Origin of the sequence: Nocardia sp. JCM 34519.1 (assembly GCF_020361265.1) — a bacterium.
GTDB lineage: Bacteria > Actinomycetota > Actinomycetes > Mycobacteriales > Mycobacteriaceae > Nocardia > Nocardia arthritidis_A.
Map to the genome: position 1 here is coordinate 375994 of NZ_JAIRBR010000007.1, position 15393 is coordinate 391386.

At 67.6% G+C, this 15393-nt stretch carries 14 protein-coding genes; 4 read left to right on the top strand and 10 right to left on the bottom strand.

Features of this window, described 5'->3' with window-relative positions; genetic code table 11:
- Window positions 1-12: 12 nt before the first annotated feature.
- The 3 genes from LGY53_RS20520 to LGY53_RS20530 all read right to left on the bottom strand — a co-directional run bounded on the left by LGY53_RS20520 (window position 13) and on the right by LGY53_RS20530 (window position 2688).
- Window positions 13-1203: an MFS transporter gene (locus tag LGY53_RS20520; protein WP_225728304.1), complete on the bottom strand. Its 1191-nt coding sequence runs from the start codon at window positions 1201-1203 to the stop codon at window positions 13-15.
- Window positions 1204-1262: 59 nt separating this feature from the next.
- Entirely contained in the window at window positions 1263-1736 is a 474-nt protein-coding gene (locus LGY53_RS20525; RefSeq protein ID WP_308102939.1) for an Rrf2 family transcriptional regulator, read from the bottom strand.
- Window positions 1737-1806: 70 nt separating this feature from the next.
- Window positions 1807-2688, bottom strand: a complete 882-nt coding sequence (locus LGY53_RS20530; protein ID WP_225728306.1) for an alpha/beta fold hydrolase — start codon at window positions 2686-2688, stop codon at window positions 1807-1809.
- Window positions 2689-2981: 293 nt separating this feature from the next.
- On the opposite strand from LGY53_RS20530, the gene sigJ reads away from it, so the two are divergent.
- Together sigJ and LGY53_RS20540 are read left to right on the top strand one after the other, a co-directional pair.
- Window positions 2982-3872: an RNA polymerase sigma factor SigJ gene (gene sigJ, locus LGY53_RS20535; RefSeq protein ID WP_225728307.1), complete on the top strand. Its 891-nt coding sequence runs from the start codon at window positions 2982-2984 to the stop codon at window positions 3870-3872.
- Window positions 3873-3925: 53 nt separating this feature from the next.
- The gene (locus tag LGY53_RS20540) at window positions 3926-4834 is read left to right on the top strand and encodes a ketopantoate reductase family protein (RefSeq protein ID WP_225728308.1); all 909 of its coding nucleotides are present in this window, start codon (window positions 3926-3928) and stop codon (window positions 4832-4834) included.
- 13 nt (window positions 4835-4847) lie between these two features.
- On the opposite strand, the gene LGY53_RS20545 is transcribed toward LGY53_RS20540, so the two are convergent.
- Window positions 4848-6326: an LVIVD repeat-containing protein gene (locus LGY53_RS20545; protein WP_225728309.1), complete on the bottom strand. Its 1479-nt coding sequence runs from the start codon at window positions 6324-6326 to the stop codon at window positions 4848-4850.
- A gap of 44 nt (window positions 6327-6370) precedes the next feature.
- On the opposite strand from LGY53_RS20545, the gene LGY53_RS20550 reads away from it, so the two are divergent.
- On the top strand, window positions 6371-7825 hold the full coding sequence (locus LGY53_RS20550; RefSeq protein WP_225728310.1) for an ABC transporter substrate-binding protein: 1455 nt from the start codon (window positions 6371-6373) through the stop codon (window positions 7823-7825).
- A 92-nt stretch (window positions 7826-7917) separates the two neighbouring features.
- On the opposite strand, the gene LGY53_RS20555 is transcribed toward LGY53_RS20550, so the two are convergent.
- The 3 genes from LGY53_RS20555 to LGY53_RS20565 form a co-directional block, all read right to left on the bottom strand.
- Window positions 7918-8334 carry a thioesterase family protein gene (locus LGY53_RS20555; RefSeq protein WP_225728311.1) on the bottom strand — a complete coding sequence of 139 codons (417 nt, stop codon included), beginning with the start codon at window positions 8332-8334 and terminating at the stop codon, window positions 7918-7920.
- A gap of 2 nt (window positions 8335-8336) precedes the next feature.
- Window positions 8337-8708: a cupin domain-containing protein gene (locus tag LGY53_RS20560; RefSeq protein ID WP_167475354.1), complete on the bottom strand. Its 372-nt coding sequence runs from the start codon at window positions 8706-8708 to the stop codon at window positions 8337-8339.
- Window positions 8709-8774: 66 nt separating this feature from the next.
- On the bottom strand, window positions 8775-9077 hold the full coding sequence (locus LGY53_RS20565; RefSeq protein ID WP_225728312.1) for a helix-turn-helix transcriptional regulator: 303 nt from the start codon (window positions 9075-9077) through the stop codon (window positions 8775-8777).
- Window positions 9078-9269: 192 nt separating this feature from the next.
- Here LGY53_RS20565 and LGY53_RS20570 point away from each other — a divergent pair, with 192 nt between their 5' ends.
- The gene (locus LGY53_RS20570) at window positions 9270-9707 is read left to right on the top strand and encodes a hypothetical protein (protein ID WP_225728313.1); all 438 of its coding nucleotides are present in this window, start codon (window positions 9270-9272) and stop codon (window positions 9705-9707) included.
- 10 nt (window positions 9708-9717) lie between these two features.
- On the opposite strand, the gene LGY53_RS20575 is transcribed toward LGY53_RS20570, so the two are convergent.
- From LGY53_RS20575 to LGY53_RS20585, 3 genes are read right to left on the bottom strand one after another with little or no spacing between them, the layout of a single operon-like run.
- Window positions 9718-11613 carry a histidinol-phosphate transaminase gene (locus LGY53_RS20575; RefSeq protein WP_225728314.1) on the bottom strand — a complete coding sequence of 632 codons (1896 nt, stop codon included), beginning with the start codon at window positions 11611-11613 and terminating at the stop codon, window positions 9718-9720.
- An 8-nt stretch (window positions 11614-11621) separates the two neighbouring features.
- Window positions 11622-12596 carry an NAD(P)-dependent oxidoreductase gene (locus LGY53_RS20580; protein WP_225728315.1) on the bottom strand — a complete coding sequence of 325 codons (975 nt, stop codon included), beginning with the start codon at window positions 12594-12596 and terminating at the stop codon, window positions 11622-11624.
- Window positions 12593-15346 carry a non-ribosomal peptide synthetase gene (locus LGY53_RS20585; protein WP_225728316.1) on the bottom strand — a complete coding sequence of 918 codons (2754 nt, stop codon included), beginning with the start codon at window positions 15344-15346 and terminating at the stop codon, window positions 12593-12595. The genes LGY53_RS20580 and LGY53_RS20585 overlap by 4 nt, the downstream gene beginning before the upstream one ends.
- Window positions 15347-15393 lie beyond the last annotated feature (47 nt).

Below are 15393 nucleotides of genomic sequence, written 5' to 3' on the forward strand. Positions count from 1 at the left end.
CACCCTCGCGTGTCAGGCCCGGACGGTGGCGCGCAGGTAGATCAGGGCGAGCACCGCCAGGATCGCGCCGGTCGTGAACATGGTGGCCGCGCCGTGGCCGGTGGTGCTGCCGCCGAGCAGGGTGCCGGCGCCGATGCCGAGGTAGATGCAGGATGCGTTGAGCGCCACCACCAATCCGGATTCCTGCGGGGCCGCGCCGATGAGCCGATGCTGCTGTGGCGGGGTCTGGCACCAGCTGGCCGCACCCCACGCCGCTGCGAGTACACCGACCAGTGGCGGCGCGTAGGTGCCGGTCGCGGCGAGTACGCCCATGCCGCCGAGCGCGACGGCCATGGTCAGATAGCCCGCGGTGAGTACACGGCCCGGGCCCCAGCGGTCGGTTGCGAAGCCGGCGAACAGATTTCCCGCGACAGCGCCGATCCCGTAGACGCACAACATCAAGGCCGTTGCCGCGGAACCGATTCCGAGCGCGCCCAGCGCGGGAACGGCATAGGCGTAGACGACGTAGGCAGCGCTCATACCGAGCACCGTCAGCGGCAGCACCGTCGCGACGGTGCGGTTGCGCAGCACCGACATTCGTTCGGCCAGCGGCACTTTCGGATTGCCCGGCACGAACGGCACCCACAGCGCGACCCCGGCCGCGGCCAGCAGGCACAGCGCCGCGACCCCGGCCAGCGCCGAACGCCAGCCCAGCCACTGCCCGAGCGCATCGCCGAGCGGAACACCGAGCGCGGTCGCGATGGTCAATCCGCCGACGACCACCGCGAGCGCCCTGGCCCGCGCCTGCGGGCGCACCAGTGCCGAGGCCACCGCGCCCGCGTTGGGCGTGAAGGCCGCCGCCCCGGCCGCGGCCAGAACCCTGGTGCCGAGCAGGATCGTAAACGTCGGCGCGAGAGCCGATCCCAGATTCGCGACCGCGAGCACCGCCAATGCGGTGACCAGCAGCGCTCGGCGCGGCACACCCGCGGTCGCCGTGGCGAGCAGCGGCGAACCGAGCGCGTACGCGGCGGCGAAGACCGATACCGCCAGGCCCGCGGTCGCCGTCGAAACCTCCAGTCCGGCAGCCAGATCCGGCAGGAATCCGGCCAGGATGAACGCGTCGGTGCCGACGGCGAAGGTGCCCAGCGCCAGAATCAGCGTGCGCCGCAACCCATTCGATCGATCACCCGAGGCCCTGGGGGATTTAATCAGGATATTTGACATCCCGGTTTCCTTTCGAGAAAAACCCGGCCTGGTGGCCGGGTCGATTTATCGATGGACGCTCAGGCGGTCCGCTGCTCGTAGAACCTGCGCGCGCGGGCGGGTGCGTTCGCGGGCGCGCCCGCCAGCAGATCGGCGACGGTCTGACTCGCCAACTCGCGCCGCCATGCCAACTCGGCGCGGCGCATGGCCCTGCTGATCCCGCACGGCTTGGCGAATTCCGATTCGGCGGCGGTCTCGCCCGCGCCCCGGCGGCGAATCTCGGTGCAGCGGAACGCCCCGTTGCGGCCCTCGACCGCGGCGACGACGTCCATCAGGCTGATGCGCTCGGGTGCCTTCGCCAGCCGGTACCCGCCGCGCACACCCGGCGTCGACTCGAGAATGCCCTCGCGCACCAGCGGCTGCAGCCGCTTCTTCAGGTACTCCGGTGGCAGCTCGAATATCTCCGCGAGTCGCGCGGTGGCGATCGGCGCGCGGTCATCGAGCCAGGCCAGCACCATACAGCAGTGCAGACCCCACTCGACTCCTTCGCTCATCAACATGAATAGGGATGTTACATGTCCCGAATGAGGGTGCAAGAGAGATTTCGCGACCGAACCGTGGAGCTCAGGCGTTCGCTCGATCGTGGTCGGCCACGAACTCCAGTACCCGCGGGATCACCCGCTCCGGAATCGCCCAGAGCATGTCGTGGCCGACGCTCGGGTAGATCTCGATATCGGCCGACGGAACCGTATTGCGCACGCGCCCGGCCGCTACCTCGGCGTCGTGTACGACCGTTTCCGCGCCGAAGAGGACGAGCAGCGGGGCGGCGATGGTGGCGAACCGTGCACCGGGGATCGGGCGCGGCCACGGCAGCCCGAAGCGGAACTTCAAAGCCGCCTCTATCATTGCCCATTCGAGGTCGGATGGTTCGATACTGGGCTGGAGCCAGGCATTCAACTTCGCCAGCTTCGCGCGGGTGGGCGGCGCCCCGGCGATGGCGAACTTCAACAGCAGCTTCCACGACGGTCTGGCGAAGGTGGCCGGAGCCGGTTCCAAGAGGCTCAGGCTCGCCAGGCGGTCCGATCGGTGGATCCCGGCCACCGCCGCGAGCCACCCGCCTTGCGAATAGCCCACCAGGTGAACGCGATCCGTGCCGAGCCCGTCGAGCGTCTCGGTGATCCATCGCACGATATCGGTCTCGTCGCGCAGGGGAGCGGTCTGCTCGCAACGCCCGGCCCACCCGATGATATCGGGGGTGTAGACGACCCGGTCCCGGGCCAGCTCCTCGATGAACGGGCTCCAGAACAGGCAATTGCCCCCGATCCCCGGCAGCAGCATGAGCGGTATGCCCTGCCCCGCACCCGATTTCCGCACTCGCGTTGTCCCGAACGATGTTTCGACATCGATATCGGCCGACGGGACCGGCCATTGCGCGGCCAGCGCATCGTAGGCCCGCAGGAATTCGGCCCGCGCCGCGTCGCTCTTGAATCGCCCGATCTTCGCCATGAACTCCCCTTCGCTCTTTGGTGATACGAACGTACCATAAAGATGTTGTGCCGGGTGCAGCTACCGCGCGTTGGTGCCGAGTCCCCTTGTGCCACAACGCCAACCACTGCGACCGAAGGGCAGCTGCTGTCGGTGCGCGTTCCATGCGCACCGGCGGCGACTGCGATGATGCATCAGCTGCCGGATTCGGCTGGGTTGCGGCCCGCCATCGGGACGTTTCGCGTCGCCCCTGACAATTCAGGTCGCCGTTTCGTCGATTGGACAAACGGCAGTATCGATCCGAGGAGCACCGCATGACCGACCCGCACCCGCGCGCGGTGATCAGCGAACGTCGTCAGCTGATCAACCTCGCCTACCGGCTGCTCGGCTCGCTGGCCGAGGCCGAGGATGTCGTGCAGGAGACCTATGCGCGCTGGTACACGCTGTCCGAGCGGCAGCGCGCGGAGGTGGCCGCGCCGGGCGCGTGGTTGACGACGGTCGCGAGCCGCATCTGTCTCGATCTGCTCGGATCGGCCCGAGCCAGGCGGGAACGCTATGTGGGCGAATGGCTTCCGGAGCCGGTGCCGGATCGCTCCGAATGGCTCGGCGGTCCAGCGCCCGCCGACCCGGCCGACCGGGTGACCCTCGACGAATCGATCAGCATGGCCTTCCTCGTCGTACTCGACTCGATGACACCGGCCGAACGGGTCGCGTTCGTCCTGCACGACGTGTTCCGCTACTCCTTCGCCGAGGTGGCCGAGATCGTCGGGCGCACCCCGGCGGCGTGCCGTCAGCTCGCCTCATCCGCGCGCCGCCGCATCCGCACCTCGCAGGGCCCGTCGGGGGCCGAACGCGCCGAGGTGGTCCGGGATTTCAAACGGGCTTGGGAGACAAAGGATATCGAGGCGCTGATCGGCCTGCTGGATCCGCGTGCGATCGCGATGGCCGACAGCGGCGGCCTGACCCCGGCCTTCCTGCACCCGATCGACGGCGGCGCGCAGATCGCGCACGCCTGGATCGAAATCGCCACCCGCGCACCCGAAGTGACCCTGCTCGAACGCACCGTCAACGGCCAACCCGGCCTGGTGGCCGAACTCGACGGAACCGTCGTCTCGGTATACGCCTTCGATATCGCCGACGACCGCATCACCCGCATCTGGGTGATCCGGAACCCGGAGAAACTGCGCCCATGGACGGCAAGCTGAGCTCTGCGTTGTGCTGTGCCGCAGCGTAATTGGCTGCTGTTACGCTGCATGCCATGAGGTCAGGTAAGGCGACAGTGGCGGTACTCGGCCCCGGTGGGGTCGGCGGACTGCTCGCCGCGCTGTTGTCGCGGGCCGGGCATCGCGTCATCTGCATCGGCGGCCCACGGACCGTCGCGGCGCTGGGCGAGAGCGGAATCCGGGTGCGCAGCAACCAGTTCGGGAACTTCACCGCCCGGGTCGAGGCCGCGACCGTCCTGTCCGAATCCGTCGAGCTGTGCCTGGTGACCGTCAAACACACCGCGCTCGACGCCGCCCTGGACCGCGTCCCGCCGGAGCGCCTGCGCGACGGTCGAATCCTGCCGCTGCTCAACGGCATAGAACATATCGACCTGCTACGGGCGCGCTACGGAGTCGAGCCGGTGGTTCCCGCGATCATCCGGGTCGAGTCCACCCGCACGGCGCCGGGAATCATCGAGCACAACAGCCCGTTCGTCGAGATCGAAATGGCCGCCGCCGTGCCCGAGGATCTCGCCCCGCTGGCCGCGCAGCTGATCGCCGCGGGAGTGAACACCCGGGTCATGCCCGACGAGCACGCCGTGCTCTGGGACAAGCTGGCCCTTCTCGCGCCCTTGGCGCTGCTCACCACTCGCTATCGAATACCGTTCGGCGGCATCAGATCCGAGCGACTACCGGAGCTGCGGACGCTGGTCGAGGAGATCGCCGCGGTGAGCCGAGCCCATGGTGCGACCGTCGAAGCCGCCGACGTCCTCGCCCGCTACGAGATGTTCCCGGCGAATACGAAGTCATCGATGCAACGCGACGCGGAGGCGGGACGCCCCACCGAACTCGACGCGATCGGCGGCGCGATCGTCCGCGCGGCCGATCGGCGCGGATTACCCGTGCCGCTGACGCGACAACTGGTCGACGAGCTCGCGCGGCGGCCGAATCACGCTGGAGAGTAATCGAATTCGTTGGCTATGCGGTGAGTTGGAGGATGTCGATGCCTCGGGTGTTGTCGGCGACGTAGACCAGACCGCGGTGCCAGTAGGGCGCCCAGGAGCGGGCGTCGGCGGGGCGGTAGTAGGCGATCTGCTGGGGGTTGGTGGGGTCGCTGACGTCGAGGAATCTGGTGCCCTGCGCGTAGAACGACTGCACGAGGATCTTGTCCTGCACATCGAAGTAGTGCGCCGAGCAGTCGTCGGAGGCCGGATCGCTGCCCTCTTGACCGGCGACGCCCCAGGTGCCGACGGTGGTGAGCCGGTACGGCTGATCCGGGGTCGAACGCCAGCCCTCGCCGTCGTAGGAGCCCTCCAGTGACGCGATGACGAGGACGCCGTCGTCCGCGCAGCCGGGTGCGAAGTTCTCCTCGGTGACGTAGATCAGATCGCCGTCGGCGAACCGCCCGGCGCCGCCGCCGTCCTTCGCGCGGCTGCCGATCGGGCGAAAGCTGTTGTGCATGAACCGCGATGGCGCGGCGGTCTCCGCGATTCCGCCGCCCGCGTACGGCACGGGATCGGTCGCGGTCGCCTCACGCTGCTGACCGGTGAGGGGATCGTTGTGCGTGCCCGTAGTCCAGTACCCGCGTACGCCGCCGCGGCCGGACGCCCAGGCGATGCCGGTCTCGTCCACTTGGACATCGTGCACATAATCGGTTTTGCCGTCATTGCGCGCCAGATCGATCGGATCCGGAAAGACCTTCGGCTCACGGGGATTGCTGATATCGGTGACCCAGATCGGGCGACCGCCCCAGTCGGCGGGCTGGTCGTCCGCCTTGGCCGGGCCCTGGGTCCACAGGTATTGGCAGTCGTTGATGCATCGGGTGGTGTGACCTGCGGGCACCTTCACATAGCTGAGCGTGGTCGGATTCGCCGGATCGGCCAAATCCACGATGTAGACGCCGGATTCGCCGGTATCGGTGTTGCCGTTGAAGGCGCGCGGGTCGCGCGCGAGGAAGGCCAGCTTGTGCACCGGGTCGACCTGCGTGTCCTCGGTCTCCCACAATCCGGGCATGCTGAGCTGGCCGAGCGGTTTCGGCGCCGCCGGGTTATCGGTGAGGTCGTAGGTCCGCAGCCCGAACTGGCCGGAGACATACATGACGTCGCGGTCGCCGTATTGGAGGAATCCCAGCGAGATCGCGCCCTGCGCGTCCGGGACGTTACCCACCGCCTTGACGTTCTTTTCCGCGCCGGGCGAGCCCGTGACCTTCGGCGCCGCGCCGTCCGGGCCGTCCTCACCGCAGGCGAGGGCGGGCAGCGTGGCGGCGGCGACGGTCGCCGTCACGGTGGCCAAGAGCAGGGACGATCGGTAGAACCAGCGGCGCATGACTGCCTCCCGGACGGGATCGCCTCGGATCAGGGTGTCCTGATCATCGAGACAACTGTAGATTTCGACGCGGCGGGGCGCGAGCTCCCCAGTTGTCGCCGGTGTTTCGGGTAGTTGATCACGTGATGTCATGTGCGCAAGGGTGATTCGCGCGAGACAAGGTGGGTGATGCCGGTATGTCCTGGTTTCGAGTCGTCGCCGTACTGGCCATCGTCCTGCTCGGCGTCACCGGCTGCGGTTCGGCGCCGGAGTCGGCGAAGCCCGGCGTGCTCACGGTCGGCGTCCGCGAGCCGGGCAGTCTGTTGCCCGCCGATCTGCGCGACCAAGCCGGCCGGATGATCGTCGCAGCGCTGTGGACGCCGCTGGTCGACTACGATCCGGCGACCGGGAAGGTCACCCCGCGGGCCGCCGAATCGGTCACCAGCACCGACCAGTTGACCTGGGAGGTCAAGCTTCGCCCGGATGGGCGGTTCCACGACGGGACGCCAGTCACCGCGAAATCGTATGTCGATACCTGGCATACGGTCGCCGGTCAGCGGTGGACCGGTTCTGGCGTGCTCACGGAAGTGTTGCGCGCCAAGGAGATCGACGCGCCGGACGAGCACACCATCCGGATCGTGCTGGACCGGCCGTTCGGCCAGGTCCCCGCGGTGCTCGCGGCGCAGGCACTGCTTCCGCTACCGGAATCGGTACTGGACGGCCGGGATTGGGCCCGCTTCGCCGCTGATCCGATCGGCAACGGTCCGTTCCGGATGGCGCAGCCGTGGCGGCCGGGTTCGGGCGGGCGACTGCTGCGCGTCGCCGAGGCCGGTGGGAATGTGCGCGAAATCGAGTTCCGGGTAGGCGATTCCGCCACGCAATACGACCAGGTGCGGGCGGGCTCGCTGGATCTGGCGAGCGAGGTCCCCGGCGAGCGGCACGAGGCCATGCATCGGGACTTCGCCGACCGGCACGCGATGTGGCCGCTACCCGAGGCAGGCTATCTCGCATTTCCATTGTCCGACAAGCGTTTCCAGGATGCGGCGGTGCGCTACGCCTTCGCCATGGCGGTCGACCGCGCGGCCCTGACGTCGGGCCCGCTCGCACAGCAGGCCGATCCGGCCCGTTCGATGCTGCCGCCGGGCATCGCACCGGGCGAACGCTCCGGCCCATGCCGACCGTGCACCCACGACCAGGCCGCGGCGCAATCACTACTCGGCCAGGTCGCATTCACCGGGCCGGTCACCATGTATTACAGCGCTGGACAACAACATTGGGCAGATCAACTCGCCGAGCAATTACACACCGCCCTCGCGCTCGACGTCACCGCGAAACCGCGCGCCGACAATCCCGCCCCCTCCACGGTGACCCTGACCCCGAACACATCCAGCCCACACGAACTACTCGCCGCCATCGCCGAAACCGCGGGCTACACCGACCCCGGCTTCGCCAACCTCCTGACCGCAGCCGATACCGCCCCCACCGCCCCCGAAAGCGCCCAGCTCTACCGCCTCGCCGAAAACCAACTCCTCCGCGACCTCCCCGCCGCCCCCCTATGGTCCGCCCACGGCCACGCCATCTGGACAACCCGAGTACACAACGTCACCGCGATCCCGTTGCGCGGCATAGATCTACCCTCGATATCGCTGTGAAAAGCGTTGGCTCTCAATTTCATCAGGCCGTGGAATCTTGGCTCCGGTGCCGGACCACCGGGCCGAGTTGTGTTGGCCGGGAGCGAATCGGCTCAGGGGGTTGATCGGGTTTGTAGGCGGGCGTTGAAGCGGTCTGTGCAGATTACGGCGCGGCGGTGGGTGCCTCGGCAGACCGTCGCGTTGTCGTCGTAGGCGTGGATGGTGAAGGTGAGTCGGCGGTGGTCGATCGCGCCGAGCTCCGCATCGATGATCAGGGTGTTTCCCGGTGGGGTCGGGGCGTCGTGGCTGAGATCGACGTGGACGCCGAGAGTTTGCTCCCCGACGTCGAGATGTCCGTCCAGTACCAGCATGCAGGTCCACTCGACGAGGCCGACCAGGTATCCGGTGGCCAGTACGTCGGGCATGGCACGGAAGTGGTCCGATTCGGGGAGCAGGCTGGGCACCGTACGTTCTACGGGCACAACGTATTTCAGTTGGGCGGTCAGGCCGGGTCGCAGTGATGTCTTCATATTCAGTCTCCGGTGGCGCAGACGCCGTCCTGCTCGATCATCAATACCGCGGTGCGGACCGGGACGACGGGCCGATGCATCATGCCCGCCGGCACGGTGAATCCCTGCCGCCTGCACAGTTCGACGGGTTCGCGACCCTCCAGTTCGATGCGGAACAGCCCGTCCAGGACGAAGAAGAATTCATCCTGCTCATCGTGTTTGTGCCAGTGGAATTCGCCCTGCATGACGCCGAGGCGCACCACGACGCCGCCGAGGCGGAACAGGGTCTGGTTGTACCAGGGATCTTCGACCTCGTTGATCAGCGTCTGGATATCCATCTTCTGGAGTGCGCCGAACAGCGGCTCGTAGTGAATGGTGTACTCGGTCTGTGTCATGAACGATCCTCGATGAGAAATAACTGTAATGATCGACCGCGATGTGCCCGAACAGATTTCGCCGACTCACCAATCGTGGGAAAGTAACCGCTTCGCCTCGGCGATGCGGTCCTCGTCGCGCTGGTAGAAGACCCACTGTTTGATCTTCTTGCCGCGGACGAGTCCGGCCTGGGCGAGGATTTTCAGGTGCTCGCCGCAGGTCGGCTGGCTCACCCCCAGTTTCTCGGCGATGAACAGCGAACAGACCCCGTCCTCGACCAGGTCCCCGTCGCGCTGCGGCGGGAAGTGCGAGACCGGGTCGCGCAACCAGTCCAGGATCTGTAGTCGCTTGTCGTTGGCCAGCGCCTTGAGCAGGTCCACATCGATCACCGAGCTAATATGGCAATTAGCTAATCGCCTGTCAATACCAGGCCGGTTCCGTCGCATCCGAAGGGTGCGATGCCGTCTTCGCATTGCCGAAATCCGGTGGAGCGCTGTGCATTCCGTTATAGTCGTAATTCGTGGCCGGGGATCGGAAGCCGGATTCCGCTGGGGCACACCGAAATCGAGAGGACCCGGTTCGTGGGCAAGGATTCACCGTTCGACAATCCGCTGATCGGCACCATCGTCGCGGAGGGTTTCGCGCGCTGGAGTCCGCCGCTGCTGCGAGAATTCGGCGACAACGCACACAACGGCCGGATCGGTCAGGCGCTGGTGCGGGAGACCGATGCGCTGCGCATCTGGGAAACCCACCTCGTGCCCGGCGAGCGCGTCCCGATGCACCGGCATGTGCTGGACTACTTCTGGATCGCCCTCACCGACGGCTGGATCCGCCAGCACGGGGGCGACGGCACCTCACGGGAGATCGCCTACGTCCGAGGACAGACCCGGTACTTCCCGCTCGCCGCCGAGCGATACCACCTGCACGATATGAAGAACATCGGTGACGCACCGCTGTCGTATCTCACCATCGAGGTCAAAGACGGGGCGAACAATCCGATAGACCTACCGCAGCGGTGAAGCCCAGTGCTCAAAGTACTTGGAGCAGAAGATCGTTCGTGTCCGGGCTGCCGACGGAGATGCGGCAGGTGTCCGGAACGAGCCGACCGGTGTCGGCCACAATGATCCCGGCCCCGCGCAGCCGCGCCATCGCGCGCTCGTGCTCACGCAGGCGGACGAATAGGAAGTTGGCGTCCGAGGGAAACACCTCGCGCACGGCCGGATGCCCGGACAGCCCGGCGGCCAGTCGATCACGCTCGGCGAGGATACGCGGGACGGTATCCAGCGCAAGGTGCGCATTGCTCAGCCGCTCCCGCACGGCGCGCTGCGACGCATCGGTGAATCCGAAGGGCACCTGAACACGCCGCAGCGCCTCGATGACGCCCGGCCGGGCCAGCACGATCCCACAGCGGGCACTGGCCAGCCCCCACGCCTTCGAAAGTGTCCGCAGCACAACCAGATTCTCGTATCGATCGATCAGTGCGGCGTACGAGGGCTCCCGGCTGAACTCGACATACGCCTCGTCGATCACCACCAGCCCGTGACTCGACGCGATCAGTTCGCGAACCTGCGCCCGATCCAGCCTGGTGCCAACGGGATTATTCGGATCGCACAACACGGTCACCCGTGGTCCGGCCGCCAGTATTCGCGCGTTGTCGAGTTCGGACATGGCCGCGCCACGCAGCGGCACCTCGACGACCGGCAGCCGCTGCACCCGGGCGAAATGCGCGTAGAGCTCGAAGGTCGGCGGCGTGACGCAGACGGTTTCGCCGGGAGAGGTGAGCGCGGAGAGCAGCAAGGCGAGGCCGTCGACGGCTCCGCTGGTGAACAGCAGGTGATCCGGCGTCAATGCGCCGTCGCCGCCGGGCAGGGCCGCGATCGCCGCCAGATAGCTTCGCGCGAGTTCGGTCGTGTCGAGATCCGGATATCGGGCCTCGCGACCCAGGAACGGATTGGTATTACCGGACATATCGATGAGATCGAACTTCGGGCGCAGGCGGAAGCGGACCGGCCCAGGCGGTGCCGCCACCTCGGCGACGGGCGGCGCGGCGAAGTCCGACAATGCCGGTTCCGCCGGAGCCACCGGCGCGAGTCCGGGTGCGCGCAGCCAGTTGTCGAGCGGGATGAACAGGTCCGCGCCCAGACTCCGGGCGTCCTCGGCGTCGACCCGGCCCAGATGTATCCAGTCGAGGCCGGATTGCCATGCGTCCAGGCACAATTCGTATACGGTTGCGGCGTAGAGGTTTTCGTGATCGACAGCGGCATCGTCGACCGCGTGGGCGAGATGGTATGTGCCCCGGCCGTTTTGCGACGCCGCGATCAGCCCGACCTGAACGACCGCGCCGTCGCGACGGCGCACCAGCACCTCGACGCGCTCCGCCAGCGGGCCGCGCGCCAGGGCATCGAGGGCTCGAGCGTTGTACGAGAAATTCCCGTTGCGCGGTGGGAGTTTGACGCATGCGTCCCACGCCCACGGTGTCGCCGCCAGCTCGCGCAGGCGGATCCGCTCCCAGGTGGTGTGCTCGGCGAGGTCCCGATGCAGGCGGCGCAATTCGGCGAGCCGGTCGGCGCCCACGCGGGTACGCAGGGTCTCGTCGACCGAATCGCCCAGTCGCAGTACGCATTCGACGCCAGCGGCGAATGGCACGAAGCCGCCCGCCCGCAGCGGAGCGAGGTCGTCGGTGCGGCGCACATACGGCACGAGAATCTGTGGCGCCCGCAGTCTTTCGGCGCGGCGCAGCAAGTCCTCGATGACACCGGGGGTAGGGGCGGGGCTGGTCGGGCCGAACAGCGCCCCGCCGCCGATCAGCGTCGGACGGTCCGGACCAGTCAACCCGGCTTCGGTTGCCGCGCACACCGGTTCGGTGGATCCGAGCGCGGCGCACAGCACATCCCGCAGTGCGTCGATAGCGGTGGACGTTCGCATGGCGGCTCCTAACGCGGTGTCCGAGCGACCGGCTCGGTGTCGTGTTCCCGGATGTATTCGGCGATGTGCTCGCGGTACTCCGCGAACAGGCCCGCGAGCGTGCCCGCGATACCGCGGCGCCAGCCGACGGAGCAGTCGCCGATCAGGGCGCGACGCTCCTCGGGATCGAAAAGTGCTGTCTCCCGGCTGAATTCGCTGCGTTCCAGCCGCAGCGGTACACCGGTGAGCGCTGACATGTAGGTCAGCAGGTCGGTCCAGCCGACCTCCTCGTCACCGCCCCAGTTCACCACCAGCGCGGGCGCCTGGGCCGCCGCCCACAGCAGCGGCACCTGACGAACCACGTCATCGGTGTGCAGAAGGTTGCAGTAGTTCTGTCCTTCGAGCGGCACGGCGCAGGACTGGCCCTTGCGCATCTGGTCGAACAGGATCACCGGCACGCCGCCATTTCCGTACGGACCGTAGACGATATTGAGCCGGGCGATCACCGTCGGCAGTGCGAGCGCCTCGGCCAGGCCGCGCACCACGCCTTCCGCGGTGAGCTTCGCGACCGGATAGGTCGGCAGCCACGGCGCCTGTCCGCCGAGCGGATCACCAACCCGGTAGCGATGCGCCGGATCGGCGCGGTTGTACACCACACCGGACGAGACATACAGGAACGCTTCCGCCGTCGCGCAGTGCGTCATCAATCGCGCGGTGCCCGCGGCGTTGACGCGTGCGGTCTCCTCGAAGTCCCGGCCATTGCCGCGCCAGACCGCGGAGTGCAGCACGTGGGTGAAATCCCTTGGCACACCGGCGAGATCGTCGGTCGCCATATCCCAGACGACGGTCTCGACACCCAATTCCGCCAGCTCCGCGCGGGCGGTGGGATCGCCGAACCGGCCCAGGCAGCACACCTCATTGTCGGCCGCGAGCGCCTCGACGACCGGTCGCGCGACCTGTCCGGTGCCGCCGGTCACCAGAATTCGCGTGCCGCGCATGGTCATTCGTCCCCCGTCGGGATCGTCCGGTATGCCTCGGCGCGGGCCAGTTCGCGCCGCAGCGTGGCCTGGAAGGTCTGTACGTGTTGCGGGCTCATCAGGGTGTAGTGCTCGCCGTCGACCTCGATGAAGGTGGGCTGGGTTCGGGTGAAATCCGCCCAGCGGCTGAGCTGTCCGTCCAGCCATTCCTGCCGGGTGCCGCGCAGTGGCGTGCAGTAGAAGACCTGGACCCGCGCGACCGAACCCGACGGTTCGTAGTCGCGGCCGAGCCGCACCATGCTCTGCGCCAACTGCACCCAAGCGGTGAAACGTTCGACGGTCAGGTCGAGTTCGGTCAGTCGGTGCCGCGGCGCGTGATCGATCAAGTAGGCCAGCTGATCGGCCTCGGGCAGGGGATGCAGTGTGGCGGTGAGTCTTTCGATATCGGCTGGGTCGATCAGCTCCAGGAACAGCGCCAGGTTGATCGCGCCGTCGGTGAACCCGATCTCGTGCATCCGGCCGGAGATATGCGGCGGCAGATTGAAAATGCCGACGAAATCGACGGTTTCGCCGTCGGCCTCCAGCCGTTTGGCGATCTCGAACGCGACCGCCCCGCCGTAGGAGTAACCTGCGACCGCGTACGGTCCACGGGGTTGCGTCCGGCGGATCGCCGTGACGTAGGTGGTCACCATTTCGTCGAACGATCCGAAATGGGTTTCGCCCGTTCCGAATCCGCGGGCCCGCAGGGCGTAGAACGGCCGCTCGCCGGTGAAATACTTCGCGAGGTTGACGAAGATCAGCACCTCACCGAGGCCGGGATGGACGCAGAACAGCGGCGTGCCGTCGCCGGTGGTCTGTAGCGGTACCAGCGGATCGTAGGCGGCGTCGCCGGTGACGTCGGTCCGCTCGGTCAGGCGTGCGGCCAATGCACGCACGGTGGGAAACTGCAGCAGCGTGGCCATCGGCACCTCGTCGACGCCGATCTCGGCCTGGATCTCCAGCTTGAGCCGCAGCAATTCCAGCGAGGTGCCGCCGAGATCGAAGAAGCTGGCGGTCGCGGATACCGCGGTGGCGCCGAGCACCCTGGCGTACGCCTCGGCCAGCGCGATTTCGACGGCGCCCGCGGGCGGCACCGGAGTGCCGAGGAAGCGAGTGAGCACCGCATCGGTCCGGCGCGCCGCCGCGTCCAGGGTCCCCGCCGCCACCGCCGCGCGCAGCCGGGATCGCTGAATCTTGCCGAGGTTGCCGCGCGGAATATCGCCCGCCGCGACCGGGAGAATCAGCTGCGGGCGGAACCCCCAGTGCATCACCGTCGAGCTCCGTATCGCGACGATCGCCTGATAGAGCGCCGTATCGTCGGCCGGATCGGCGGTCGGCACGAAGGCGATGGCGAGCTGTTCGGAATCGGCGCCGGCCGGGCGGATCGGGAACGCGGCGACGGATCCCCGCCGTACCTCGTCCAGTTCGTCCAGCGCCGCCTCGAGATCGTGGCTGTAGTAGTTGACGCCGTTGACGATGATGGAATCCTTGCTGCGCCCGACGAGCGTCAACCGGCCGTCGGCGTCCAGATATCCGAGATCGCCGGTGCGCAACCATCCGTCGTCGGTGAATGCCGCCGCGGTGGCCGCCGCGTCGCCGTAGTAGCCGTCGGTGACCATCGGACCGCGCAGCTGGACCTCGCCCGGCGCTGTGTCGAGGGCCGATCCGACGCCTCCGCCAGCGGGCCTGGTCTCGGACAGCACCGTGCCGTCGTCGGCCACGATGCGAATCCGCAAGCCCCGCACCGGATTACCGAGCGGGGGGAATTCCGTCTCGCGGTCGTCGGCGGTGAAATCGCGGTTGAAGACGCTACCCGCGCACGTCTCCGTCATCCCGAAGGCGGGCACGATCGCGTCCGCGCGCAGACCGTGGCCGGACAGCGCCTCGACGAAGGTCCGCACGGTCGCGGTGACGGTGGCCTCACCGCCGGAGATGATGTACCGCACCCCGGACAGGTCGATTTCGCCCAATGCCGCGATGTGCTGATTGAGCAGCCCGAACAGGAAATTCGGCGTGAACGCCACCCGGACCCGGTGGGCGGACAGCAGCCGCAGGAACTCCGGCGGGTCGGGGAGCACCGTTTCCGGCGTCGTCATGATCTGATCGGCGCCGTTGAACATGGGCAGCAGGTGCGCCTCGAAGGCGGCGATGTGGTCGGTGGCGATCCAGTTCAGCTGGGTGTCGGCCGGTCCGAGGTCCAGGGCGTGCGCCTTACCCGCTTGTGCCGCAAGGAGATTCGCGTGGGTGAGGCGTACCGCCTTACTCGATCCGGTGGATCCGGAGGTGAGCATCAGCAGGGCGAGATCGTCAGGGGAGGGCGTTTGGCGCTGCCCGGATTGCGGCTCGGTGTTGTCGAGCTCCTCCACCAGCACCGTCCGCATTCCGATATCCGGCAGCGCGCCGTAGCCGCGCTTGGACGCGATCACCAACGGATCGTCGAGGAGTACGCGCAAGTGCTCGAGCTGTGTTTGCAGGCGCGATGATTCCGCCGCCGCGATCGGGCACGGCACCACCCCGCTCAGCACGCACCCCCAGAACGCGCGGAAGAGGCTTTCGGGATCCGGCGCGACGATCAGCGCCTTGTCGCCCGCGGTCGTGCCGTCGCGGCGCAGTCCATCGGATACCCGGCGGGCCGAATCCTGTAATTCGGCGTAGGAGAGAAAGGGGCCACCGACGAAAGTGATGCCACGGGACGCGTCGCGGGCCGCGCTCGCCAATAACTCCGGGAGCGTCGACAACTGAGAATTTTTGAGCATGGAAAACGGAACCTCTGAAAGGAACTATG

Excerpts from the sequence above, each read along its gene's own strand:
- LGY53_RS20555 (WP_225728311.1), bottom strand. The coding sequence starts at position 8,334 with ATGAAGACATCACTGCGACCCGGCCTGACCGCCCAACTGAAATACGTT.
- LGY53_RS20560 (WP_167475354.1), bottom strand. The coding sequence starts at position 8,708 with ATGACACAGACCGAGTACACCATTCACTACGAGCCGCTGTTCGGCGCA.
- LGY53_RS20580 (WP_225728315.1), bottom strand. The coding sequence starts at position 12,596 with ATGACCATGCGCGGCACGCGAATTCTGGTGACCGGCGGCACCGGACAG.
- LGY53_RS20525 (WP_308102939.1), bottom strand. The coding sequence starts at position 1,736 with ATGAGCGAAGGAGTCGAGTGGGGTCTGCACTGCTGTATGGTGCTGGCC.
- LGY53_RS20575 (WP_225728314.1), bottom strand. The coding sequence starts at position 11,613 with ATGCGAACGTCCACCGCTATCGACGCACTGCGGGATGTGCTGTGCGCC.
- LGY53_RS20520 (WP_225728304.1), bottom strand. The coding sequence starts at position 1,203 with ATGTCAAATATCCTGATTAAATCCCCCAGGGCCTCGGGTGATCGATCG.
- LGY53_RS20550 (WP_225728310.1), top strand. The coding sequence starts at position 6,371 with ATGTCCTGGTTTCGAGTCGTCGCCGTACTGGCCATCGTCCTGCTCGGC.
- sigJ (WP_225728307.1), top strand. The coding sequence starts at position 2,982 with ATGACCGACCCGCACCCGCGCGCGGTGATCAGCGAACGTCGTCAGCTG.
- LGY53_RS20530 (WP_225728306.1), bottom strand. The coding sequence starts at position 2,688 with ATGGCGAAGATCGGGCGATTCAAGAGCGACGCGGCGCGGGCCGAATTC.
- LGY53_RS20545 (WP_225728309.1), bottom strand. The coding sequence starts at position 6,326 with ATGACATCACGTGATCAACTACCCGAAACACCGGCGACAACTGGGGAG.
- LGY53_RS20540 (WP_225728308.1), top strand. The coding sequence starts at position 3,926 with ATGAGGTCAGGTAAGGCGACAGTGGCGGTACTCGGCCCCGGTGGGGTC.